Annotated in this window: 17 protein-coding genes; 11 read left to right on the top strand and 6 right to left on the bottom strand. The window is 70.0% G+C overall.

Annotation, left to right across the window (positions count from 1 at the left end; translation table 11 throughout):
• Positions 1-553: 553 nt before the first annotated feature.
• The 3 genes from BWI15_RS29615 to BWI15_RS29605 all read right to left on the bottom strand — a co-directional run bounded on the left by BWI15_RS29615 (position 554) and on the right by BWI15_RS29605 (position 4,455).
• The gene (locus tag BWI15_RS29615; protein WP_168197397.1) at positions 554-1,288 is read right to left on the bottom strand and encodes a ricin-type beta-trefoil lectin domain protein; all 735 of its coding nucleotides are present in this window, start codon (positions 1,286-1,288) and stop codon (positions 554-556) included.
• Between the two features lie 356 nt (positions 1,289-1,644).
• On the bottom strand, positions 1,645-2,106 hold the full coding sequence (locus BWI15_RS29610; RefSeq protein ID WP_077017830.1) for a hypothetical protein: 462 nt from the start codon (positions 2,104-2,106) through the stop codon (positions 1,645-1,647).
• A 39-nt stretch (positions 2,107-2,145) separates the two neighbouring features.
• Positions 2,146-4,455 carry a DEAD/DEAH box helicase gene (locus tag BWI15_RS29605; protein WP_077017829.1) on the bottom strand — a complete coding sequence of 770 codons (2,310 nt, stop codon included), beginning with the start codon at positions 4,453-4,455 and terminating at the stop codon, positions 2,146-2,148.
• 205 nt (positions 4,456-4,660) lie between these two features.
• Between BWI15_RS29605 and BWI15_RS29600 the strand changes: the two genes are divergently transcribed.
• From BWI15_RS29600 to BWI15_RS29570, 7 genes are all read left to right on the top strand, one after another.
• Positions 4,661-5,020: an STAS domain-containing protein gene (locus tag BWI15_RS29600; protein WP_432944449.1), complete on the top strand. Its 360-nt coding sequence runs from the start codon at positions 4,661-4,663 to the stop codon at positions 5,018-5,020.
• Positions 5,021-5,235: 215 nt separating this feature from the next.
• A complete protein-coding gene (locus tag BWI15_RS29595; RefSeq protein WP_077017828.1) occupies positions 5,236-7,542 on the top strand; it encodes a sodium-translocating pyrophosphatase in 2,307 nt (768 codons plus the stop codon).
• 370 nt (positions 7,543-7,912) lie between these two features.
• A complete protein-coding gene (locus BWI15_RS29590; protein WP_077017827.1) occupies positions 7,913-8,905 on the top strand; it encodes an ABC transporter ATP-binding protein in 993 nt (330 codons plus the stop codon).
• Between the two features lies 1 nt (position 8,906).
• Positions 8,907-9,671, top strand: a complete 765-nt coding sequence (locus BWI15_RS29585; protein ID WP_077017826.1) for an ABC transporter permease — start codon at positions 8,907-8,909, stop codon at positions 9,669-9,671.
• 180 nt (positions 9,672-9,851) lie between these two features.
• The gene (locus BWI15_RS29580) at positions 9,852-10,640 is read left to right on the top strand and encodes a DUF2785 domain-containing protein (protein ID WP_077017825.1); all 789 of its coding nucleotides are present in this window, start codon (positions 9,852-9,854) and stop codon (positions 10,638-10,640) included.
• On the top strand, positions 10,637-11,425 hold the full coding sequence (locus BWI15_RS29575; protein ID WP_077017824.1) for a class I SAM-dependent methyltransferase: 789 nt from the start codon (positions 10,637-10,639) through the stop codon (positions 11,423-11,425). Before BWI15_RS29580 ends, BWI15_RS29575 begins: the two co-directional genes overlap by 4 nt.
• A gap of 14 nt (positions 11,426-11,439) precedes the next feature.
• The gene (locus BWI15_RS29570) at positions 11,440-12,876 is read left to right on the top strand and encodes a DUF7059 domain-containing protein (protein ID WP_077017823.1); all 1,437 of its coding nucleotides are present in this window, start codon (positions 11,440-11,442) and stop codon (positions 12,874-12,876) included.
• On the opposite strand, the gene BWI15_RS29565 is transcribed toward BWI15_RS29570, so the two are convergent.
• The 3 genes from BWI15_RS29565 to BWI15_RS29555 form a co-directional block, all read right to left on the bottom strand.
• Entirely contained in the window at positions 12,870-14,432 is a 1,563-nt protein-coding gene (locus BWI15_RS29565) for a GGDEF domain-containing protein (protein WP_083751241.1), read from the bottom strand. The genes BWI15_RS29570 and BWI15_RS29565 overlap by 7 nt on opposite strands.
• A 36-nt stretch (positions 14,433-14,468) precedes the next feature.
• Complete coding sequence (locus BWI15_RS29560) at positions 14,469-16,028, bottom strand: GGDEF domain-containing protein (RefSeq protein ID WP_077017822.1); 1,560 nt, start codon at positions 16,026-16,028, stop codon at positions 14,469-14,471.
• A gap of 161 nt (positions 16,029-16,189) precedes the next feature.
• On the bottom strand, positions 16,190-17,494 hold the full coding sequence (locus BWI15_RS29555; RefSeq protein WP_077019386.1) for a cytochrome P450: 1,305 nt from the start codon (positions 17,492-17,494) through the stop codon (positions 16,190-16,192).
• Positions 17,495-17,990: 496 nt separating this feature from the next.
• Here BWI15_RS29555 and BWI15_RS29550 point away from each other — a divergent pair, with 496 nt between their 5' ends.
• From BWI15_RS29550 to BWI15_RS29535, 4 genes are all read left to right on the top strand, one after another.
• Positions 17,991-19,280, top strand: a complete 1,290-nt coding sequence (locus tag BWI15_RS29550) for an alpha/beta hydrolase family protein (RefSeq protein WP_077019385.1) — start codon at positions 17,991-17,993, stop codon at positions 19,278-19,280.
• 75 nt (positions 19,281-19,355) lie between these two features.
• Complete coding sequence (locus BWI15_RS29545; RefSeq protein WP_077017821.1) at positions 19,356-20,612, top strand: alpha/beta hydrolase family protein; 1,257 nt, start codon at positions 19,356-19,358, stop codon at positions 20,610-20,612.
• Between the two features lie 278 nt (positions 20,613-20,890).
• Positions 20,891-23,680 (top strand): type I DNA topoisomerase, encoded by a 2,790-nt coding sequence (gene topA, locus BWI15_RS29540; protein ID WP_077017820.1) that lies wholly within the window; start codon positions 20,891-20,893, stop codon positions 23,678-23,680.
• Between the two features lie 17 nt (positions 23,681-23,697).
• On the top strand, positions 23,698-24,156 hold the full coding sequence (locus tag BWI15_RS29535; RefSeq protein WP_077017819.1) for a Fur family transcriptional regulator: 459 nt from the start codon (positions 23,698-23,700) through the stop codon (positions 24,154-24,156).
• Positions 24,157-24,173: the final 17 nt, after the last annotated feature.

Here is a 24,173-nt window from a genome sequence, read left to right as displayed (position 1 = left end):
GCGGGGGAGAAACTGCCGGATCACCTTGGCACTCGGAGAAGACTTTGTGAAGACTTTTGCCCATCGCAGGGTAAAACGTTGCCAATTTCCAACCTGTGCCCGGGTGGCGTACCGATCGTTGCCTGCGGCTACCTGGTGTCGCCATCCCAGTCAGGCGGCAGTTCCGTCAAATCCGGTACCACCGGGACGCATTGCGGAAGAGTTAAAGCTCGCTCGCGGTCTTGTCTCAAAGAGTAGCTGGCTAGATACAGAACGTGAGAATTGGAGGTAGCGTCATCGGCGTTCGGATCACTGGAAACGGAGGTGAAGGACATGCTCGGCGAGCTACTGCACGACCTTCTCGGTGGGGGCCACCACCACCACTGGCACCACTGGCATCACTGGCACAACTGCTGGTGGTGATGCCCAGGCGGTGACCGGAATCTCCGCTGACGCGCAAGCAGCGGAAACTTCCCCGGCCCGCCGGAGTGGATCTCCAGGCCAACACTCGAGCTGAAAGGACAACGGGCGGCCCCGACATCGTCGGGGCCGCCCTTCTTCGTGCCTCGGGCTGCTACTTCTGAGCCAGCTGCATCATCTGCTTCGGCATCACCGACATCTCGGCCGGCACCAGGGTCTGGCCCTGGAGCAGCCCGAGCAGAAGGCCGGCGGCGTTCGCGATCGGCGCCGGCAGGGCCAGGCCCATCGACGCCAGGAGCGCGTTCACGAGTGCCAGTTGCGCACCCAGGTAGTCGAGACCGGGCAGGGGGAGTGCCTTCCAGCCCTGGTTGGCCGCGCCCACGGCGGCCGACGTACCGGTCGGCTGGGCCTGCTTCGCCTTGCCCTTGCCGAGCAGTGAGTTGAGTGCCAGTCCGCTCGCCGCGTTGACGAACGATCCGGTCGCCTCGTCGTAGTTCCACTTCTGCCCGTCGCCGTCACGGCACGGCAGCACCAGCACCGGTGCGTTCTTCGGAACCGTGACCAGGTCGGCGCCGGTGTCCAGGCAGGCGCCCTTCTTGGCAACGGCGCCACCGACGCTCTTGCTCATCGCGACCTGCAGCTGGCCCTTCTCGGTGTAGACCCACTCCTGGGTCTTGCCCTCCTTGCCCGGAGCGCAGGCCATCATCACCGCCATCGGGATCTTCTCGGCGGCCACGAACGTCAGGCAGTACCGGGTGTCGGCGCTGCTCGCGATCTGCTTCACCGCGCCGACCTCGACCACGCCGGGTGCGGGTTCGGTCGGGACCGGGGCCGCGGCGCGGGCCGGCAGTGCGGTGGCCAGCGCGACGCTGACGGCCAGGACTGCCACACCGGTGCGACTGAACAATCTACGGACGATCAAGACAACCTCCAGAGGTCGTGCCGGCTCGCGTCAGGTCGTCGAGACCCCGTGGCGCGAAGAGCCGATCATCACTCAACGCGACGTTGACGCCACGACCAGTAAGGCACAGACGTCTGGAAGGTGGTGACGGCGGCAAGCCGTCACTTGATGCCAATGGCAACTAACTGCCAGTTGGAGGTTGTTGCATAGAGCATCGAAATGTCGCCGCGCCGGATCCGTGTCCGGGTCGTGCGACCGCCGTGCCCCGATCGAGACAGTACGTCGTTCGGAGGGAGGCCTCACCTTTCCCGGGAAGCCGGTTCGCTTCCCGGGAAGGTGCCGGCTCAGCGCGGCTGTCGGGTGTCCGGGCCGTCGGCAACGGTGTGCCGGTCCTCGGCGAGCCGGTCGGAGCCCACCGGGTGGCCACCGGTTCCCTCCCGCTCGCCGGCCGGCGGTACGTCGGCGGGGACGTCGGCCGCGTGCTTGCCGGAGTGTGTGGTGTCCTCGCCGACGGTGGTGGTGGTCGTGGTGGTCGTTGTCGACGCGTCGGGGGTGACGGCAGCCTGCTGGCGCAGCTCCTTCACCTCCTTGTGCCGGCGGTAGCCCCGGCCGAGTCCCTTCTTCGTCAGCCACAGGCCGAGCATCAGGACGGCCCCGGCGGCGGCGCCGAGGAAGAAGATGGTGGGAACGAGGACGCCGAAGTCGACCCCGAACACCTCCATCGTGGTCGATGCGGTGGACGAGACCGCCACGCCGAGTCCGAGCAGGACGGCGAGAACGATCAGGACGATGCCGAGAACGGCCATGGTTTGCTGCCTCTCCTCCAGCAGCAGGTGCTGGAACCTTCAGGCCTCACTGCCGAGTAGTGCGGTGAGCAGCGCCACGGCGCCGCTCTTGTCGAGTGGGCTGTTCTGGTTCCCACATTTCGGTGACTGTACGCACGATGGGCACCCTTCAGTGCACTCACAGTGGGCGATGGCTTCCCGTGTCGCGGTCAGCCACTCGCGGGCGGCGGCGTACCCGTGCTCGGCGAAACCCGCGCCGCCCGGATGGCCGTCGTACACGAAGACGGTGAGCTGCCCGGTGTCGGCGTGCTTGGCGGTCGAGACCCCGCCGATGTCCCAGCGGTCGCAGGTCGCGAACAGGGGCAGCAGGCCGATCGACGCGTGCTCGGCCGCGTGCGCGGCTCCCGGTACGTCGTCCAGCCCGAGCGCGGCGACGACGGAGTCCGGCATCGTCCACCAGACCGCCTTCGTCCGCAGCGTCCGCTCCGGCAGGTCCAGCGGCTGCTCGTCCAGGACGTCGCCGGTGACGAGCTGCTTGCGCTGGAACGACACCACCTGGTTGGTCACCTGGACCCAGCCGCGGGACAGCTCGGCGGCCCCCCAGGCCTCGGACGCCTCGGTGGCCAGGATGCCGATCTCGGTGACGTCCCGGGCGAACGTTGTGTAGTCGGGCGAGGCCGGTTCGACGATCGCCGCGTGGTTCTCGAGGTCGAGCGTGCGGACCAGGTAGGACTCGCCGGCGTGCACATACACCGCGCCCTCGTGCACCGACGCGTGCGCCGAGCCGCCGTCGACCGTGCCGAGCAGACGGCCGGTCTGGTCCTCGACGATCTGCACGGTCTTGCCGCCGGCCGACCGGATGTCGATCGCGTCGACCGCCCGGTCCCGCCGCGTCCAGAACCAGCCGTGCGGCCGCTCGCGCAGCAGCCCCTGCCGGACGAGCTGACTGATCACCGACGACGTGGTCGAACCGAAGACCTCGTAGTCCGCTTCGGTCAGCGGCAGCTCCTGCGCCGCCGCGCACAGCTGCGGGCCGAGCACGTACGGGTTCTCCGGGTTGAACACCGTCGCTTCGACCGGCCGCCCGAAGATCGCCTGCGGATGCCGGACCAGATAGGTGTCCAGCGGGTCGTCCCGCGCGACCAGCAGCGCCAGGGCGTCGCCACCCGACCGCCCGGCCCGGCCGGCCTGCTGCCAGAGCGAGGCGCGGGTCCCCGGCCAGCCGGCCAGCAGGACGGCGTCCAGCCCGGCGATGTCGATGCCCAGCTCGAGTGCGTTGGTCGCGGCGACGCCGGTGAGCTCGCCGCTCTGCAGCATGCTCTCCAGCCGGCGCCGCTCCTCCGGCAGGTAACCCGCCCGGTACGCCGAGACCTGCTCGGCCAGGGCCGGGTCGACCTCGGCCAGGTTCTCCCGGGCGGTCATCGCGACCGTTTCCGCTCCGCGCCGCGAGCGGACGAAGGCGACGGTGCGAACTCCCGACACCACCAGGTCGGTCAGCAGATCCGCGACCTCGGCCGGGGCCGATCGTCGTACCGGCGCTCCGTTCTCGCCCCGGAGCGAAGTCAGCGGGGGCTCCCACAGGCCGAACTCGATGCCGCCGCGGGGGGAGCCGTCGTCGATCACCTCGACCATCGGCAGCCCGGTCAGCCGCTCGCCGGACACCGCCGGTTCGGCGACCGTGGCCGACGCGCAGACGAAGATCGGGTGCGCGCCGTACTGGGCGCAGATTCGCCGGAGCCGACGCAGTACGCCGGCCACATGGGCGCCGAAGACGCCGCGGTAGTGGTGACACTCGTCGACCACGACGTACTGCAGGCAGCCGAGGAACCTGGCCCAGCGCTGGTGATTCGGCAGCAGGGACCGGTGCAGCATGTCCGGATTGCTCAGCACGTAGGTGGCGTGGTCGCGCGCCCAGTCGCGCTCGGTCCGCTCGGAGTCGCCGTCCAGGGTGGTCGCGCGCAGTCCGTCCACCTTGTACTGCGTGAGGGCGCGCAGCTGGTCGTGCGCCAGTGCCTTGGTCGGTGAGAGGTAGAGCACCGATGCCGCCCGACGATGGGGTGAGGCCGCATGCGCGATGCTCAGCGTCGTCAGCGCGGGCAGCAGGTATCCCAGCGATTTGCCGGACGCCGTACCGGTGGCGACCACAACGTGCTTGCCGCCGTACGCCGCTTCGGCGGTGGCGACCTGGTGGCTCCACGGACTGGTGATGCCGAGATCGGCCAACTGGCCCAGCACCTCGGACGGAACCCAGCGCGGCCACTCCGCCGTCCGGCCGGCGCGCGGCGGCACCGACTCGACGTGTGTCAGCCGCTCCGACCGGCCGGGACCGGCGGCGAGCCGCTTCAGCACGATCGCCGCCTCACCACTCATGGCAACGACCCTAACGCCCCGCGTGGACAAGCCGGCCCGGCCACGATCGGCAACCGGTCCAGACCATCAAGCGGTGCACGCCCGAATGCGCGCAGCCGCTGCAAATGCGGATGCACACGGCTTTTTGACCAGGCAGGTCGACGCGGCACGCGCCGGGATGAAAGAGTTTTGCACGCGGCCCTACTCACGGTCCGTACATGGTTGAATGCAACGGTTCACGGGATCGGAGGCCGAAGTGGATCTGTCGCTGACGACGCGTCCGGAGGGCGGGCGCACCGTCGTCGAGGTGGGTGGGGAGATCGACGTCTACACCGCGCCGAAACTGCGCGAGACGATCGTCTCGCTGGTGGACGCGGGGCACTACGACCTCGTCGTCGACCTGGAAAGAGTGGAGTTCCTGGACTCCACCGGGCTCGGCGTACTGGTCGGAGGGCTGAAGCGGGTCCGTACCCACGACGGGTCGCTGTCGCTGGTCTGCACGCAGGAACGACTGCTGAAGATCTTCCGGATCACCGGCCTGACGAAGGTCTTCGAGATTCACCCGGACGTCGCCTCGGCGATCTGAAACCGTCCGGCCAGGTGTTGCTGTCACTACCGTCGGTGACATCACGCCTGTGGACACGCGAGATTCCCAGACCACCCTGACGTCAGGTCTGGTCGAGGACCGGTTAGAGTGACCCACCGCGCCAGGTGATTGGCGTTGTTTCGTATTCCCCAACCCTCTCGGTTGCGGCAGGACGGGGGCCGTCACGCCCTGAGGGTTGCCTACAAGGAGGACGGATGTCCGCGCAGCTTGCTGTACAAGCGGTGGATCTGTCGTCGAGCAACACCATGTTGGTGGTCGTCGTCGGAGTGATCGCGTTACTTGCGGTCATCATCGCGATGGTGTTCCGCAGCCAGGTGCTTGCCGCGAACGACGGCACCGAGAGCATGAAGACGATCGCCCTGGCGGTGCAGGAAGGCGCTTCCGCCTATCTGTCCCGGCAGTTCAAGACACTGGCCTGGTTCGCCCTGGCGGCGTTCCTGCTGCTGTTCCTGCTGCCCGCGCACAGTGACGGCGACAACGACACCACACTGAAGATCTGGCGTTCGATCTTCTTCCTGGTCGGAGCGGGCTTCTCGGCCAGCATCGGCTACCTGGGCATGTGGCTGGCCACCCGCGCCAACGTCCGTGTCGCCGCGGCCGCCCGTAGCGAGGGACGCGAGCCCGCCATGCGCGTCGCCTTCCGCACCGGTGGCACCGTCGGCATGGCCACCGTGGGTCTCGGCCTGCTCGGCGCCGCCGCGGTGGTGCTGTTCTTCGAGGGGGACGCCCCGACGGTGCTGGAAGGCTTCGGCTTCGGCGCCGCCATGCTGGCCATGTTCATGCGGGTCGGCGGCGGTATCTTCACCAAGGCCGCCGACGTCGGCGCCGACCTGGTCGGCAAGGTCGAGCAGAACATCCCCGAGGACGACCCCCGCAACGCGGCGACCATCGCCGACAACGTGGGCGACAACGTCGGTGACTGCGCCGGTATGGCCGCGGACCTGTTCGAGTCCTACGCCGTCATGCTGGTCGCCTCGCTGATCCTGGGCAAGGCCGCCTTCGGCGAGCAGGGCCTGGTCTTCCCGCTGATCGTGCCGGCCATCGGTGCGGTCACCGCGGTGCTGGGTGTCTACCTGACCCGTCCGCGGGTCGGTGAGAACGGACTGCGCACGATCAACCGGGCCTTCTACATCTCGGCCCTGGTCTCGGCGGTGCTGTGTGCGATCGCCGCGTTCGTCTACCTTCCGGGCAGCTTCGCGGACCTGACCAACGCCACCGAGGCGATCGCCGCCAACGACGGCGACCCGCGCGTCATCGCCACCGTCTCGGTGCTGATCGGCATCGTGCTGGCCGCGGTCATCCTGGCCATCACCGGGTACTACACCGGCACCGAGGACAAGCCGGTCAAGGACGTCGGCAAGACGTCGCTGACCGGTGCCGCCACGGTGATCCTGTCCGGCATCTCGGTCGGCTTCGAGTCGGCCGTCTACACCGCGCTGGTGATCGCCGCCGCCGTGTACGGCGCCTTCCTGGTGGGTGGCGGCGGCGTGGTCGCGCTGTTCGCGATCGCGCTGGCCGGTTGTGGTCTGCTCACCACCGTCGGCGTCATCGTCGCGATGGACACCTTCGGCCCGGTCTCGGACAACGCGCAGGGCATCGCCGAGATGTCCGGCGACGTGGACGGCGAGGCCGCCCAGATCCTGACCGAGCTGGACGCCGTCGGCAACACCACCAAGGCGATCACCAAGGGCATCGCGATCGCCACCGCCGTGCTGGCCGCGACCGCGCTGTTCGGGTCCTACACCGACTCGATCTACTCGGTGCTGAACGACGCCGGCGACGCCGCGTTCAACGCCGACGCGCTGGTCTTCGACCCGTCCACCCTGGTCGGCCTGATCATCGGTGCCGCGGTCGTGTTCATGTTCTCCGGTCTCGCGATCAACGCCGTCGGCCGGGCCGCCGGCGCGGTCGTCTACGAGGTCCGTCGCCAGTTCCGCGACATCCCTGGGATCATGGACGGCACCGGCAAGCCGGAGTACGGCAAGGTCGTCGACATCTGCACCAAGGACTCGCTGCGTGAGCTGGCCACTCCCGGTCTGCTCGCGATCGCGGCCCCGATCGCGGTCGGCTTCGGTCTGGGGGCGTCGGCGCTGGCCGGCTACCTGGCCGGTGCGATCGCGGCCGGCACGCTGATGGCGGTGTTCCTGGCCAACTCCGGTGGCGCCTGGGACAACGCGAAGAAGCTGGTCGAGGACGGCAATCACGGCGGCAAGGGCTCGCCGGCGCACGAGGCCACCATCATCGGTGACACCGTGGGCGACCCGTTCAAGGACACCGCCGGTCCGGCCATCAACCCGCTGATCAAGGTGATGAACCTGGTTGCGGTGCTGATCGCCCCGGCCGTCGTCGGAATGTCCAGCATCGGCGAGGACACCAACACCCCGCTGCGCATCATCATCGCGCTGGTCGCGGTGGCCGTCATCGCGGCGGCCGTGATCGTGTCCAAGCGGCGCGAGTCGGTCATCTCCGACACCCCGGCGGCAGCCAACATCGCCGCCTGATCCATCGCACCACCCCAACGGCCCGCCGGAGTTCTCCGGCGGGCCGTTGTGCGTTCACCCGCCGAAGCTGCCGGCCTGAAAGGGCTCTGGAAGTTCGGGGCTCGCCGTCAACTGGCAGTGGCTCCCGCCTCTTTCGTCGTCGGCGCGCCGACTTTCGGCTGATGCCGCACGACCCTGTGGTGCGGGATGCTCAAGGGGACGGTCAGGGACTTGCCCGATGGCTGCCGGGCCGGTGGAGGCGGAAGACTCCATCCCCAGGTGGACACACCGGATCCGTCCCGGGTCCGATGCGACCGGGTGGCCTCGCCTCGATACTGAGGTGGACTGCCCGCCCTGACATCCGGCGCGCTACCGAACGAGGAGTACGGCGATGATCGAGGCACAAGGCCTCACCAAGCGATACGGCGCAACCGTTGCCGTTGACAACCTGTCTTTCGAGGTGAAACCCGGCAAGGTGACCGGCTTTCTCGGCCCGAACGGGGCCGGCAAGTCCACCACCATGCGGATGATCCTCGGCCTGGACACCCCGACCTCCGGCGACGTCCGGATCGACGGCAAGCGCTACCGCGATCTGCGGCAGCCGCTGACCGAGATCGGCGCCCTGCTGGACGCGAAGTGGGTGCACCCGAACCGGTCCGCCCGGGCCCACCTGTCCTGGATGGCGGCCTCGAACAAGCTGCCGAAGGCCAACGTCGACCGGGTGCTCGAGATGGTCGGCCTGACCGAGGTCGCGAACAAGCGCGCCGGCGCGTACTCGCTCGGCATGTCGCAGCGGCTCGGCATCGCCGGCGCCCTGCTCGGCGACCCGCGGATCCTGCTGTTCGACGAGCCGGTGAACGGCCTGGACCCCGAGGGCATCGTCTGGATCCGGACCTTCATGCAGCGGCTGGCCGCCGAGGGCCGGACCGTGCTGGTTTCCAGCCACCTGCTGTCGGAGATGGCGCTGACCGCTGAGGAGTTGATCGTGATCGGCCGCGGCCGGCTGATCGCGCAGAGCTCGACCGCCGAGTTCGTCGACCGCGCCAGCGGCAGCACGATCCGGGTGCGCAGCCCTCAGCTCGACCAGTTCGACACGCTGCTCCAGCAGCAGCAACTGATCACCCGGGTCGAGCAGGCCGACGACCACACCAAGGTGCTGTACGTCGACGGCAACGTCACCACCGACCAGGTCGGTGAGCTCGCCGCGTCGCAGCAGATCGTGCTGCACGAACTGACCCTGCAGCGCGGTTCGCTCGAGCAGGCGTTCATGCAGATGACCGGTGACTCGGTCCAGTACCACGCGCAGGACGGCGCGCAGGCCGTACCGGGTGTGCCGCCGGTCTCCGCCGCCGAGATGGCCGCCGGGCCGCAGGAGGACAACTGACATGTCGCTGATCAACGTCGAGCGGATCAAGCTCTTCTCCACCCGGTCGCCGTGGTGGTGCATGATCATCGCCGCGGCTCTTTCGATCGGCCTGGCCGCGCTGGCCACCGGTCTGGCCAGCGGCGCGGACGAGGCCCGGGTCACCCCCGCGATGTCGCAGTTCGGTGTCAACCTCGGGCAGATGGTCATCATGGTGATGGCCGCACTGGCCGTCACCACCGAGTACCGGTTCGGCACCATCCGGACCAGCTTCCAGGCCGTTCCGCAGCGGGTCGCGCTGCTGCTCAACAAGACCGTCGTCGTCGCCGGACTCGCGGCGCTCGTCGGCCTGGTCGCGTCGTTCGGCTCGTGGGCGGTCGGTTACCTGCTGGCCGGGACCGCCGACATGGCGATCGACACGTCGGCGGAGTGGCGGTTGATCGGCGGCCAGGCGCTGGTCTACGGCATCGCCGCGATCTTCGCGGTCGCCGTCGGCATCCTGATCCGGCAGAGCGCCGGGGCGATCGCGATCCTGATCCTGTGGCCGCTGCTGGTCGAGAGTCTGCTGCCGCTGATCCCGCGGATCGGCGACGACCTGCAGAAGTGGTCGCCGTTCACGAACGCGAACCAGTTCATCAACGGTGGCCAGGACATGGGCCTGGCCGGCGCCGAGGCGGCCGGTGCCAACACCGGGCTGTCCCCGTGGTGGGCGCTCGCGTACTTCGCGGCCTGGGGTGTCGCGCTGCTGGTGATCGCGCTGTTCACCGCGAGCAAGCGCGACGCCTGACCCACAGACGGCCGCCGGATCAGGGGACCCGGCGGCCCACCACCCGGCCGGGCTGAGGGGTCCTGGCCGCCACGGCCCGTGGAGTGTCCGTTCCGGCGGACGCTCCACGGGCCGCTTCGTTCGTTCGGGGCTTCGCGGCCGGAGTGGCGGCCTGGGTAGCTGAGTGGTTAGGTTTCCGGCATGACCGACTGGGCGCGGGTACGTGCTGAGGGTTTTGTGGTTCCCGCCGATCGGCCGGTGCCCGAGTTGGTGGCGGAGTTGTCCGGGATGTTGCGGTCGCCGGATCCGGTCGTGCGCGACGGGCAGGCCTACGCGACGCTGGCGACCTGGATCGGCCAGGGTGTGCTCGGGGAGGAGTTGCTGCGGGAGCTCGGGGACGAGATGACGGGGCGGTTCGTGGACCCGGAGATCCAGACGCGGGCGTTCGCGCCGCTGATCCTGGACGCGATCGTTTCGGCCGGGGTGTTCGAGCCGAGCTGGGTACCGCCGTTCGAGCGCTGGTACGTCGCGGAGGAGGATCTGCGCGGGTACGACGCGGAGCTCGGCTGGCTGCACGCCGTCGCGCACGGGGCCGACCTCCTCGGGACTCTCGGGCGCCTGCCCGCGGTCGAGCCGGTCGAGATGCTCCGGCTCGGCATCGGACGCATGCTGACGCCGACGGACCACGTCCTGCGCGACCTGGAGGACGACCGGCTCGGCTACGCCCTGGCGGCCACGCTGACGCGCACCGACCTGCTGGAGGCGGACGCGACCGACTGGCTCGACCCGGCCGCCCGGGTGCTGGTCAACCGCCCGCACGACGGCATCCGCCCGGAGGTCAGCAACACGCTGCGCACTCTCCGAGTCCTCTACGTCCTGGTCGACCGGGGCGTTCGGTTCAACGACAGTGTCGTCCAGGTGCCGCACCGTGAGCTGGTGCGGGACAAGCTCGCGGATGTGCTCCGCACGGCGACGCCGTACTTCCTGTGATCACCAAGGACATCCGGGGCAACTACGCTCGCGTCGCGGCCACGTACGACGGCGCGTGGGCCGACGTGCTCGCCGTGCATGCCAGAGCCGTCTCCGACCGGCTGCCGCTCGCCAGCGCCCGGCGAGTGGCCGAGCTGGGGTGCGGCCCGGGTCGCCTGCTCGACCACCTGGCCACGCTGGCGCCGCAGGCCCAGGTCATCGGCGCCGACCTGACCGAGGAGATGATCCGGCGCGCTCCAGCCGGGTACGGGCGCGTGGTGGCCGACGTACAGACTCTGCCGTTCGCCGCGGAGTCGCTCGATGCCGTGGTGATGCCGTTCGTGCTGTTCCACCTGCCCGACCTGCCACTGGCCCTCTCCGCCGTACGACGCTCGCTGGCGCCCGGTGGCTCGTTCGCCGCGGTCACCTGGTCCGGGCACGACCCGCACCCGGCGTACGACGTGTGGGTGCGAGTGATCGACGAGCACGACGCTCCGGCCGATCCGTCGCCGCAGATGCCGTCGAACGCCGTGACGTCGGACCCGGTGAAGCTGGCGGCTGCGCTCGAGACAGCCGGCTTCGGGCAGGTCGACATCACCGTCGAGCGGTTCCGCCACCAGCCGACAGCCGCGGAGTTCCTGGCCCACTCGCGGGTGATCGGGTCGATGGCCCGGCGGCTCGACCTGTTGCCGCCCGAGCGTCGTACGGCGTGCTTGGCGGCGGCCGAGCGGGCCTTGGCCGAGCTGTCCCCGGAGGACTTCGTCGAGTCGGGCACCATCCTCTACAGCACCGCTCGTGCCGCCTAGGCGAGGATGGGGCCATGAGTGACCTGTCGAGTGGTCTGGTGGACCGGCTGCGTGGACTGTTCGAGACGGCGGACTACACCGTCGAAGGCGTCGCCGAGCGCCTGGGAAGCCGGGCCAACGCCGCACTGGCGCGCAACGAGACCACCTTGGCGTACCGGCAGACCAGTGGCGGTGACGCGCTCGACACTCTGATCCGCCTCTTCCTCCTGCAGCGCCCGGTGCCCGGATCCCTGCTGGACAAGGAGATCCTGACCGAATTGCTTGCCCAGGGCATCGTCACCGCGCGGGGCGACGAGGTGCTCGCCGTGCTCGACATCCGCCCGTACGCCGAGGACGAGCGCGCGTGGTGGGTCGTCGCCGACCCGACGCCGGGGCTGGACGGCCGGCGGGCGCCGATGCGGCCCGACTACGTGCTGGGTATCGCACCGGCCAGCCTGAGCCTGGTCAAGCTGACCGTGCCGCTGAAGGTGGAGAGCGCCCTCGACCTGGGCACCGGCTGCGGCATCCAGGCCCTGCACCTGTCCGACCGGGCGAACCACATCGTCGCCACCGACGTGAACCCACGTGCGCTGCAGCTGACGCGGTGGACGGCTGCGCTGAACCGGATCGACCTGGACGTGCGTGACGGCTCGCTGTACGAGCCGGTGGCGGGCCAGCGGTTCGACCTGATCGTCAGCAACCCGCCGTACGTGATCGCGCCGCCGAGCGACGGCAAACTGACCTACCGCGAGACAGGGTTCGCCGGAGACGCCGTGGTGGAGCAGCTGGTCCGGCAGGCGCCGCAGCACCTGACCGAAGGCGGCTGGTGCCAACTGCTGGCGAACTGGACCTGCGTACGTGGCCAGGACTGGCAGGACCGCATCGCCGGCTGGACCGGAGACCGGGCTGCCTGGGCAGTCCAGCGCGAGCAGCTCGACCCGGCGGAGTACGTCGAGCTGTGGCTGCGTGATGCGGGGCTGCACGGCCGGCCGGGGTACACCCAGCGGTACGACGAGTGGCTGGCCTGGCTGGACGACCAGCAGGTCGAGGCGATCGGCATGGGCTGGATCAACCTGCACAACGTCCCCGGTACGACGGACGCCGAGGCCTGGCCGTACGAGATCGAGCAGCCGATCGGCCCGCACGTCCTGCAACGGTTCCAGCGCCAGGAGGCCGTCCCCGACGACCTGACCGGCCTGTACCTCCGGCTGGCCGACGACGTGGTCCAGGAGACGGCCGGGCCGCCCGGAGCCGACGACCCGGCCACCATCGTGCTCCGCCGCCAGCGAGGCATGCGCCGGGCCGAGCAGGCCGACACCGTGCTCGCCGGATTCGTCGGGGCCTGCGACGGCGACCTCACCGTCGGCCAGATCCTCGGTGCCCTGGCCACGCTGCTCGACCGCGACGACCTGCAGGCCGAGTACCTGCCGGAGATCCGCCGGCTCGTCGTCGAGGGCTTTCTCGACTACTGACGACGCCGGTCGCGCTTCTCGGCGTACATCCGGCGGTCGGCCTCGGCGAGTAGCTCGGTGATCGGGATGCCGTCGGTGCTGGAGGCCTGGCCGATGCTCAGGCGCAGCATGGCGAACCAAGGCTCGGCGGCTCCGGCCGAGATGCGTTCGGCGGCGTTGCGGATCCGCTCGACCAGCTCACGCGCGCCACGTTCGTCCGGGTTGTCCAGGACGACGACGAACTCGTCACCACCGGCCCGGACGACGACGTCCTCGGCGCGGGACTGCTCGGTGAGCAGCTGGGCGACCCGGCGCAGCACCTCGTCGCCGGAGGCGTGGCCGTGGTTGTCGTTGACCACCTTGAGGTTGTCGACGTCGATCGCGATCACGGCGATCGAGCGGCCGGAGTCGAGCGCCGCGCTCATCCGTTCGTCGAGCGCGCGCCGGTTGCCCACGCCGGTCAGCGGGTCCTCCCGGGCCGCGCGCCACTCGGCGTCGTGCCGGATGGACAGCTCGTGCGTCGCCAGCGCGCTGCGGACGGCGTACAGGCCGCGGAGCCGTTCGGCCCACCAGCCCCTGGTGATGGCGCGTGCGTACTGCAGGCCGGCCGCGGCGCCGGCGTCACCGGAGTCAGCAGAGATCTGTACGGCGGTGTGCCGGACCAGCGCCTCGACCGGCGGGTCCGAGGTCGGCGGCAGGTCGGTCGTCGCCTGTCCCGCCGCTTCGAGCGCGTCGTCCAGCCGGCCCAGAGCGGCGTACGTCTTGGCCAGGTAGGCCCCGGCGATCGCGGTCAGCTCCAGGTCACCGAGCTTGGCGAGCTGGTCGCGGCAGTCCTTGAGCACCACCGCCGCTTCGGCCGGCTCGGCGTCCCAGTTGCTCGCCGCCAGCCACATCCGGCCGGCCATCGGCCAGTAGCCGATCAGGTCCGCCCGCACGATGGCGTCGTTCGCCTCCGCCGCCCAGCGGCGCGCCTCCACCCGCCGGTGGCGGATCTGCTTGTCGTACGACGAGTCGCCGAGCCGCTCCATCTCGTGCGCCCAGCGCAGATTCGACTCGGCCAGGTTGAGGCGGTCGATGACCGGTGCCTCGGGCAGTCCGAGCGGGTCGCTGGCGGTGGCGGCGGCCGCCTCGAAGTGCGGGATGCACAGCTCGAACAGCCTGAGCAGGTCGTAGGCGTAGCCGAGGCCGGTGTGCGCCCAGCTGGCCAGTCCGGCGTCGTACGTGCGGGACAGGGCGTTCTCGGCCGCGACCAGGTCGGTGACCGAGTCGCCGCCCTCACCGGTCCGGATCAGCGTGACGATGCGCAGCGCCAGCGCGTTCGCCTCCCAGCCGGGCTCGTCGATCGTGCGGGCGATCCGGATGCAGCCGTCGACGGCGTCCAGCGCCTCCTCGGCGTCGGTGCCGTGGTGCGCCGCGACCGCTCGGACGTACTCGGCCGCTGCCCGCTCGGGCGTCGGCTCCGGGCCCAGGTCGTCCAGCAACCGGCGGATGTCGAGCATCGCCTCGGCCGGACTGCCCGACTGGGCCCGCGCCATCGCCGCAGCGATCCGCGCGGTCACCCCCGACGTCTCCCGCACCCACTCCTCCACTCTCACTGCCACTTCCGCCGCATGTCAGCGGTTGCGGCGTTTGTCCTCGTACAAGCGGCTGTCGGCCACCGGGACGAGCCGGTCGACCGGGATGCCCTCGGCGGTGGCCGCGTACCCGAGGCTCAGGCCGAGCTTCGCCAGCCAGGGTTTGCTGGTTCCGGCGGCGATCCCGGACACCGCCGCGCGGATCCGCTCGGCCAGCTGGTAGCCACCCTTCGCGTCCGGCTGGTCCAGCACCACGAAGAACTCGTCGCCGCCCGATCGAATCACGGCGTCGGTCGAACGGGCCTGTTCTACCAGCAGGTTTGCAACAACCTGCAGCAATTCGTCTCCGCAGGCGTGCCCGAAGGTGTCGTTGACGATCTTCAGGTTGTCCACGTCGATGGCCAGCAGGGTGACCGCGCGCTGCGAGTCGCGGGCCGCGGTCAGCCGCTCGTCCATCGCCCGGCGGTTGCCGATGCCGGTCAGCGGGTCCTGCCGGGCCGCGTGCCACTCGGCGTCGTGCCGCGCGGACAGGTCGTGCGTGTCCAATGCGTGCCGTACGGCGTTCAGCGCGCGTCGCCGTTCCTTCCACCAGGCACGGGCCACCGAGTGCGCGTAGTCCAGCCCGGTCGAGGCTCCCGGGTCGCCGGCCAGCGCCGCCAGCTGCGCCTTGGTCTGCAGGACGAGCATCTGCGTCGACGGATCGGCCAGTGGGATCAGGTCGTCGGCCGCACGGGCAGCGGCCGCCTGAGCCTTGTCCAGCTCACCTGAGCGCTGCAAAGCCCTTGCCAGATAGGCGCCTGCGATCGCCAGCCGCTCGGTCTCGCCCACCTTGCTGATCTGGTCACGGCACTCCGTCAGCTCCGCGACAGCGGCCGTCGGGTCGCTGTCGGTCTCCGCCGCCGCCAGCCAGAGCCGGGCGCTCAACCGCCAGTACTCCTGGTTCTCGTCGTCGACGATGACCCGCTCCGCGTCCCTGGCCCAGTACGCCGCCGACGAGAGCCGCTCCCGGATCTCCTGCTGGTACGACGGATCGCCGAGCCGCTCGAGCTCGTGGGCCCAGCGCAGATGCGTCTCGGCCAGGTTGAGCCGGTCGATCGCCAGCGACTCGGCCAGCTCGAACACGTCGGCGTCGGTCTGCGTGGCGGCCTCGTAGTGCGGGATGCAGAGCTCGAACAACCGCAGCACGTCGTACGCGTAGCCGAGGCCGGTGTGGGCCCAGGCGGCCAGGCCGGCGTCCGTCGTACGGCTCAGGGCGGCCTCGGCCGCGACCAGGTCGGCCACGGTGTCGCCGCCGCGGCCGCTGCGGGCCAGGTTGATGATCCGGATCGGGAAGGCGTTGGCCTCCCAGCCGGGCTCGTCGATCGCCCGGGCGACCTCGAGGCAGGCCTCCACCGCGGCCAGCGCCTCGTCGGCGTCGCTGGCGTGGTGGGCGGTGACACCGCGGACGTACTCCGCGGCGGCCAGCGCGTAGCTGGGCTCCGGACCGAGCTCGGCCCGGATCGCCTCGATCTCCGCGGCGGCGGCGTGGTGGCCACCGGTCTGCGCCAGCGTCATCGCCGCCGCGATCCGGGCTGTGAGCGGGCCCCCGTCCATCCCCATGGTGCTGCTCGGCCTTCCTGGTCTGAACCAGCTCGCAGGGTTGAGCCGGACCGCCCATTGTGGACCTGAGTCACCGCGCTGTCACGAGGTCGGCGAGATCTCCGGGGCTGACTTGACGCAGTCCTGTGGTTCCACCGCGTCACCAGAGGGAGAGCGAACGCTCAGCCGGCCGCCTGGCGGGAGCCCGCCGTCGCGTGCAGCTGCACCGGCAGCGACTCCACGCCGTACACGATCGAGAAGTCGCGGAAGCGCAGCTGCTCCTCGGCGACCGCCAGCGACAGGTCGGGGAACCGGTGGGCGAGCGCGGTGAACGCGGCCCGCAGCTCCATCCGGGCCAGCTCGGCGCCGACGCAGCGGTGCATGCCGTGGCCGAAGGCGAGATGCGCGGCAGGCGCCCGCTCGGGCCAGAAGTGCTCGGCGTTCGGGCCGAAGACGGCCTTGTCCCGGTCGGCGCCGGACAGCGAGACCGCGACCAGGTCGCCCTTCTTCACCTGGTGGCCGAACAGCTCCTGGTCGTGCTTGGCGAACCGCGGGAAGGCGACCTGGACCACGGTCAGGTAGCGCAGCAGTTCCTCGACGATCGCGTCGACGGCGCCGGGCTCCTCGCGGATCCGGGCGAAGTTGTCCGGGTCGCGCAGCAGCACCAGCGTGCCGAGCGCGAGCATGCTCGCCGAGGTCTCGTAGCCGCCGAGGAAGACGCCGTCGGCCAGGCCACCGAGCTCGATGTCGTCGATCGTGTCGCCCTGCTCGCGGATGATCGAGCCGATCAGGCCGTCGCCGGGGTCCTTGCGCTGCTTGCGGACGATCTCGAACAGGAAGTCGCGCGACTCACTGGCCGAACCGAACACCCCGATGCCACCGCCGGACAGGTCGAACCGGGCCGGGCCGAGGGCGCGGAAGCGGTCGCGGTCGTCCTCCTCGACGCCGAGCAGGTCGGCGATCAGCAGGAACGGCACGTTGAAGGCGAAGTCGGCGACGATGTCGGCGACCGGGCCCTTGGCCTCCATCAGGTCGAGCTGGTCGTTCACGATCTTCTCGATCGCCGGTTCCAGCCGGGCCAGCCGGCGTTTGGTGAACTCCGGCGTGAGCAGCTTGCGCAGGCGGGTGTGGTCCGGCGGGTCGGTGAAGCCCAGGCCGCCGATGCCCTCCGACGGCTTGTTCGGGTCGGAGCCGACCAGGGGGCGGATGTCGTTGCTGAAGTTGGTGCTGTCGGCCAGCACGGCCTTGGCCTCGGCGTACCCGCTGACCATCCAGACGTTCAGCCCGAACAGATGGGCCAGCTTGTGCACCGGCTCGATCTCGCGGATCTTCTCCATCTCCGGCACCGGGTCGAGACCTTCGCGGCGCAACGGCATCGACACCTGGCGAGGGAACATCTTCATCTTCGACAGGTCCAGACCACCCTTGCGGGTGGTTCTGTTCAACAGCCGGCTGCCGACCCATTTCTTCAGGTATGTCGCAACCATGACTCCCACGCGCCCTCTCTGAAACAGCTGCCCCCGACGGCTTTCGTCTGCTTCGAAACTAGCCGTCGCGAGGACCAGAACTGATGGTGTTGGCACCACTTGGATGGTGGCGTTGGCACCACCATGGGAGGGGGCCACGGCCGTGCCAGCACGAAGCGTGTCACGTCGGAGGGCCCCGCTGCCACCGGAAACCACCTGTGCCGCACCCTGGAGTCCCGGCCGGTGGGTTCGGGGGCCGGATCAGGGAAAGTCCAGCCGAAAGACGGATGTGCTCGCTGGTGAGGTGGGCAGCCACGCCGCTGTCAGATTTTCGCCACGGTCAGGCCGGCCCGAAAGGGCATTCCCGGCGAGGGTGCGGTGCGCGGATCGGTGTGCACCTTGCCACACACCGCTGGTTGTTGCGCTCGGCACAGACCGGCCGTCGTCACGAAGTTGAGACCGGTTCTCCACGGGACGGAGGATCCCCGGCGACGGCCGGGCGGCGACGATGATGCGCATGGCGAACTGTCGAAGGATCAACCGTCGTGGTCTGACCGGCGTCCTCGCCGGACTGGTGGCCGCCGCACTGCTGACGGCGCCACTCACCGCGCAGGCGCGGCCGGCCCAGGACCCCGACTACACCCCGGTCACCTTCGACCTGCCCGAGCCGACCGGGCGCTCCGACCTCGGCACCACCGAGCTGCACCTGGTCGACCGGAGCCGGCAGGATTCCACGGCGCCCAGCGGAAAACGCGAACTGATGGTCAGCATCTGGTACCCGGCCGCCGGGATGGGCGGCGACGCCCCACTGGCCAAGTACATGCCGCAGAAGACGGCGGAGTACGTCGGGCGCCAGTGGTCCGACGCCTTCTGGCTGCCGGGCACCGTGCTGGACTTCGCCAACACCGACACGCACGCGCGGGTCGGCGTACCGGTCCGGCCGGGCAAGCACCCGGTCGTGCTGTTCTCTCCGGGCTATCCGTTCAGCCGGTTCCTGAACACCCAGCACGCCGAGGACCTGGCCAGCCGGGGATACGTCGTGGTCACCATGGACCACACCGGTGAGACGCCGGTGCAGTTTCCCGACGGGCGGTTCGTCCCTGGACACGATCCGGACGAAGCGCCGACCGCGGAGCTCATCCACGACGTGGTGGACACCCGGACCGCCGACGCCCGGTTCGTGCTGAACCAGCTCGAGCAGCTGGAAGCCGGCACCAACCCGGACGCCGAACGGCGCCGGCTGCCGCGCGGGCTGCACGACAGCCTCGATCTACGGCGTACCGGCATGTTCGGCTACTCGCTCGGCGGCTACACCGCGGCGAACACGATGCTGCAGGACCGGCGCGTGCGGACCGGGGCGGACCTGGACGGGACGCTGTCGGACAGCAAGACCGAACGACTGGTCGGCGAGGTCGCGCGGAAGGGCTTGAATCGGCCCTTCCTGCTCTTCGGCTCCGACACCACCCAGCGGCTCGATCCGAAGGCGCCGAACTACGACGCGTCCTGGGCGGCGTTCTGGGCAGCCCACCAGGGGTGGAAGCTCAACCTGCAGCTGAAGGACTCGGAGCACTTCGCGTTCTGTGACTTCCGCTTCGTGTTCGCCCAGCTGTTCCACCACGTTTACGGGGACGACGACCTGATCCCGATCGCGGTGGGCAAACTGGTCGGCCGGGGTGACGAGGCGCAGGCGATCGCGGCGCAGCGCGAGTACCTGGCCGCGTTCTTCGACCAGACACTGCGGTCCCGGCCGCAATCCCTGCTGCGCAAGGAGTCCGGGAAGTTCCCGGCCGTCGGTTTCGTCCGCTGAAGTTCACTCTCGCGGGGGAGGCCGTTCCCTCGCTGGGTTGATCCGCGACGGCGAGCCGGCGGGCAGAGTCGGAGCATGACCGTACGACGCAGATCTCTGCTCGCCCTGGCCGCGACCACGCTCTTGCTCACTCCGGCCGGCGCGGCAGTTGCCTCAGGCAACATTATGACCGGGCCGCCGGAGCCGGTGGCCACCACCACCGCCTACCGGCCGGAGCTGCCGCGCCCGACCGGTCGGCACGCGATCGGAACGACGGAGCTGCATCTGGTCGACAGCAGCCGCACGGATCCCTGGAGTGGGAGCGCGCGGCCGCGCGAGCTGATGGCCGGCGTCTGGTATCCGGCTGTTCCCACCGCTGGGCCCCGCGCGCCGTACGTACCCGCCGAGATCGCGAGGACGCTGGCGCGGGACCTCACCGATCTGTTCGAGCTGACACCGGAGCAGCTGGACTACGCCGGGGTGCGGTCGCACGCGCGGACCGGCGTACCGGCGTACGGGAGGCATCCGGTGGTGCTGTACTCACCGGGCTTCGGCACCTCGCGCCTGATGGGGACCAATCACGTCGAGGACTTGGTCAGCCGCGGCTACGTCGTGGTGACGATCGATCACACCGGCGAAGCGCCGGTGCGGTTCCCGGGCGGGCGGGTCACGCCGGCGGTCGTGTCGCACGACGCGATCAAGAAGGCGCTCGGCGTCCGCGTCGCCGACACCCGGTTCGTGCTCGACCAGCTCGGACGGCTGGCGGCGGGCGCCAACCCGGACGCGGAGCACCGGCCGCTGCCGGCCGGGCTGCGCCACGCGCTGGACCTTCGCCGGACCGGCATGTTCGGGTACAGCCTCGGCGGCTTCGCCGCGGCCGAGACGATGCTCGTCGATCGCCGGATCGACGCCGGCGCCAATCTCGACGGCACGATGGGATTCGGGCCCGACGGTGAGCTGAGTGAGTCGGCCAAGCGCGGGCTGGACCGGCCGTTCCTGCTGTTCGGCGCTCAGGGGCACTCGCACCTGCCCCAACCGGGCGCGCCGTGGAACGATCCGTCCTGGACCAGCTTCTGGCAGCACCAGCGCGGCTGGAAGCTCGACCTGAGCCTGCCGCGGGGAACGCACGGCTCGTTCGCCGACTACCAGTTCTCCGTGCCAGGGCTGGCCCAGCACGCCGGAGTGCCGGACGAGGTTGTCGACTCGCTGCTCGGCACGGTCGACCCGGCCCGCAGTGTCCGCGCCCAGCGGGCCTACCTCGCGGCGTACTTCGACCAGTTCCTGAAGGGCCGGCCGCAGGCGTTGCTGCGGAAAGAATCGCCGCGACACCCCGATGTGCAGTTCGTGCGCTGAGCGGATCCGTCTCGGCATGCGGGACCGCACGTGCGCGCGTCACGTGCGGGCGGAACAGGAGGTGCGGGAACTGCTCCGGGCCGGGGCTTTCCCGTGCTTTCCGTCACCCGAATGCGGCTCGTGGCGGCGCGACCGGTTACCGTGCGTTGAGAAATGCGTTGCTGTCGGCCGTACTCTGTCTTCGGGCAGGTCCGGTGCTCGGGGTGTGCTCACGGGGAATGAGCAGTCCGGCCGCAGACGTTGGTCGGTCGTACGGGTCGTAGACAGCAAGGAGCGCAGTGGCAGGGGCAGCAGGGACCAAGACATCGTCCGGAACCGCGGCAGCGGGCACCGGTCGCCGGCTGGTGATCGTCGAGTCGCCGAAGAAGGCGCGGATGATCGCCGGTTTCCTGGGCGCCGGGTACGTGGTGGAGTCCAGCTTCGGCCACATCCGGGACCTGCCGAAGGGGGCCGACGAGATCCCCGCCAAGTACAAGGGACTGCCGTGGGCCCGGCTCGGCGTCAACATCGACGACCACTTCGACCCGCTGTACGTCGTACCGGCCGACAAGAAGGCGCAGATCCGCAAGCTCAAGGACCTGCTGAAGGACGCCGACGAGCTCTACCTGGCCACCGATGAGGACCGCGAGGGCGAGGCGATCGCCTGGCACCTGCTGGACGAACTGAAGCCGAAGATCCCGGTCAAGCGGATGGTCTTCCACGAGATCACCCCGAAGGCGATCCAGGACGCGGTCGGCAACGCGCGGCAGATCAACGACGCGCTGGTCGACGCCCAGGAGGCCCGGCGCATCCTCGACCGGCTCTACGGCTACGAGGTCTCCCCGGTGCTGTGGAAGAAGGTCATGCCGAAGCTGTCGGCGGGCCGGGTTCAGTCGGTCGCGATCCGGATGGTGGTCGACCGCGAGCGGGAGCGGATCGCGTTCCGCAGCGCGTCGTACTGGGACCTGGACGCCACGCTGGACGCCGGCGAGGGCAAGACGCCCCGGCTGTTCCCGTCCCGGCTGGTCTCGGTGGACAGCCGGCGGGTCGCCCAGGGCCGCGACTTCGCGCCGACCGGCGAGCTGAAGAGCCAGAACACGGTCCACCTCGACGAGCCGACCGCCACCGCGCTGGCCGCGGCGCTGCGCGACTCGCGATTCACCGTGCGCTCGATCGAGTCCAAGCCGTACACCCGCAAGCCGTACGCGCCGTTCCGGACCACCACGCTGCAGCAGGAGGCCGGCCGCAAGCTCGGCATGTCCGCCTCGCAGACCATGCAGATCGCCCAGCGGCTGTACGAGAACGGCAACATCACCTACATGCGTACCGACTCGGTCACGCTGTCGGACACCGCGATCACCGCCGCCCGGGCCCAGGTCCGCGAGCTGTACGGCGCGTCGTACCTGCCGGACAAGCCGCGGGTCTACACCTCCAAGGTGAAAAACGCGCAGGAGGCGCACGAGGCGATCCGTCCGGCCGGTGAGCAGTTCCAGACCCCGGCGCAGACCGGGCTGTCCGGCGCGGAGTACCGCCTGTACGAGCTGATCTGGATGCGCACGATCGCGTCGCAGATGAAGGACGCGGCCGGCAACAGCGTGTCGATCAAGATCGACGCCAAGGCCTCGAGCGGAGAGAACTGCGAGTTCACCTCGTCCGGCCGGGTGATCACCTTCCACGGCTTCCTGAAGGCCTACGTCGAGGGCGCGGACGACCCGTCGCACGAGACCGACGACCGGGAGACCCAGATCCCCGACGTGGCCGAAGGCGACGTACTGCCGGCCACCGAGGTGATCGCCTCCGGGCACGAGACCAAGCCGCCGTCGCGCTTCACCGAGGCGACGCTGATCGCCCAGCTGGAAGAGCGCGAGATCGGCCGGCCGTCGACGTACGCGTCGATCCTGGGCACGATCCAGGCCCGCGGCTACGTCTACAAGAAGGGCAACGCGCTGGTCCCGGCGTGGCTGGCCTTCGCCGTGGTCCGGCTGCTGGAGCAGCACTTCACCCGCCTGGTCGACTACGCGTTCACCGCCTCGATGGAGGACGTGCTGGACGACGTCGCGGCCGGCAACCTGCAGCGCGAGGGCGTGCTCGGCCGGTTCTACTTCGGCGACGACGACCTCGAGGGCCTGCAGTCGATGGTCAGCGACCTCGGCGACATCGACGCCCGGGAGATGTCCACCTTCCCGGTCGGCCCGCCGGACAGCGGCATCGTGGTCCGGGTCGGCCGCTACGGCCCGTACGTCGAGGGCCCGGACGAGACCCGCGCGAACGTGCCGGAGGACCTGCCGCCGGACGAGCTCACCGTCGACAAGGCGAAGGAACTGCTCAGCCAGCCCTCGGGCGTCGAGATCGAGCTCGGCGCGACGCCGGACACCGGGCTGCAGGTGGTCGCGAAGGCGGGCCGGTTCGGTCCGTACGTGACCGAGGTGCTGCCCGAGGACGCGCCGAAGAGCGCGAAGCCGCGGACCGGTTCGCTGCTCAAGTCGATGACGCTGGAGACCGTCACCCTGGACGACGCGCTGAAGCTGCTGTCGCTGCCGCGGGTGGTCGGCAAGGACCCGGAGTCCGGTGACGAGATCACCGCGCAGAACGGCCGCTACGGGCCGTACCTGAAGAAGGGCACCGACTCACGGTCGCTGCAGACCGAGGACCAGATCTTCGACATCACCCTCGAGGAGGCGCTGAAGATCTACGCCGAGCCCAAGCAACGGGGCCGGCGGGCGGCCGCGCCGCCGCTGAAGGAGCTCGGCGAGGACCCGGAGTCCGGCAAGCCGGTGGTGGTGAAGGAGGGCCGGTTCGGTCCGTACGTCACCGACGGGGAGACCAACGCGACGCTGCGCAAGGACGACTCGGTCGACACCATCTCGCTGCTTCGGGCGGCCGAGCTGCTGGCCGACAAGCGGGCGCGCGGTCCGGTGAAGAAGACCGCCAAGAAGGCCCCGGCCAAGAAGACCGCCGCCAAGAAGACGACGGCCAAGAAGACGACGGCCAAGAAGGCGACCGCGAAGAAGGCGGCCGCCACGAAGAGCACGACGAAGAAGACGACGGCGAAAAAGACCACCACGAAGGCCGCTGCGAAGAAGTCGTAGAAAGGTCAGACTGGAACATGGCGCCATCTCCGAAGGGTTCGGTCGCGAAAGGCCCGGCCGAGGTCACCGCGCTGCGGCTCCGGGAGCGGGGCGAGCGGGTCACGCCGGCCCGGCTCGCCGTGGTCGAGGTCCTGGCGAGTACCGACGAGCACCTGAGCGCGGAGCAGATCGGCGAACGCGCCGAGCAGCTCCGCCCGGGCATCCACCGGGCGACGGTTTACCGCGCGCTCGACGCTCTCGGCGAGTTCGGGCTGGTTACCCACGTCCACCTCGGCCGCGCCGGTACGACGTACCACCTGTCCGGCGAGCTGGCGCCCCGCCACCTGCACCTGCGCTGCTCCGAATGCGGCACGGTGCTGGACGCCCCCGGCGACACCCTCGACCCGACCCGCCGCAAACTGCAACGCGACCTCGGCTTCCGGCTGGCCCCCGAGCAGGTCGCCCTGGTCGGAATCTGCGCGGACTGCGCCGACTGACACACTCGCCGCGGGCC

Source organism: Kribbella sp. ALI-6-A (genome assembly GCF_001984195.1).
In the GTDB taxonomy this organism is placed as follows: Bacteria; Actinomycetota; Actinomycetes; order Propionibacteriales; family Kribbellaceae; genus Kribbella.
The sequence above is the reverse complement of the archived record's forward strand: the minus strand, read 5'-3'. Positions and strand labels throughout refer to the sequence as shown.

What these genes read in the sequence shown, in the direction of transcription:
- BWI15_RS29610 (WP_077017830.1), bottom strand. Translation starts at nt 2,106, where the DNA reads ATGGCCGTTCTCGGCATCGTCCTGATCGTTCTCGCCGTCCTGCTCGGA.
- BWI15_RS29605 (WP_077017829.1), bottom strand. Translation starts at nt 4,455, where the DNA reads ATGAGTGGTGAGGCGGCGATCGTGCTGAAGCGGCTCGCCGCCGGTCCC.
- BWI15_RS29600 (WP_432944449.1), top strand. Translation starts at nt 4,661, where the DNA reads ATGCAACGGTTCACGGGATCGGAGGCCGAAGTGGATCTGTCGCTGACG.
- BWI15_RS29595 (WP_077017828.1), top strand. Translation starts at nt 5,236, where the DNA reads ATGTCCGCGCAGCTTGCTGTACAAGCGGTGGATCTGTCGTCGAGCAAC.
- BWI15_RS29590 (WP_077017827.1), top strand. Translation starts at nt 7,913, where the DNA reads ATGATCGAGGCACAAGGCCTCACCAAGCGATACGGCGCAACCGTTGCC.
- BWI15_RS29585 (WP_077017826.1), top strand. Translation starts at nt 8,907, where the DNA reads ATGTCGCTGATCAACGTCGAGCGGATCAAGCTCTTCTCCACCCGGTCG.
- BWI15_RS29580 (WP_077017825.1), top strand. Translation starts at nt 9,852, where the DNA reads ATGACCGACTGGGCGCGGGTACGTGCTGAGGGTTTTGTGGTTCCCGCC.
- BWI15_RS29570 (WP_077017823.1), top strand. Translation starts at nt 11,440, where the DNA reads ATGAGTGACCTGTCGAGTGGTCTGGTGGACCGGCTGCGTGGACTGTTC.
- BWI15_RS29560 (WP_077017822.1), bottom strand. Translation starts at nt 16,028, where the DNA reads ATGGGGATGGACGGGGGCCCGCTCACAGCCCGGATCGCGGCGGCGATG.
- BWI15_RS29555 (WP_077019386.1), bottom strand. Translation starts at nt 17,494, where the DNA reads ATGGTTGCGACATACCTGAAGAAATGGGTCGGCAGCCGGCTGTTGAAC.
- BWI15_RS29550 (WP_077019385.1), top strand. Translation starts at nt 17,991, where the DNA reads ATGGCGAACTGTCGAAGGATCAACCGTCGTGGTCTGACCGGCGTCCTC.
- BWI15_RS29545 (WP_077017821.1), top strand. Translation starts at nt 19,356, where the DNA reads ATGACCGTACGACGCAGATCTCTGCTCGCCCTGGCCGCGACCACGCTC.
- BWI15_RS29535 (WP_077017819.1), top strand. Translation starts at nt 23,698, where the DNA reads ATGGCGCCATCTCCGAAGGGTTCGGTCGCGAAAGGCCCGGCCGAGGTC.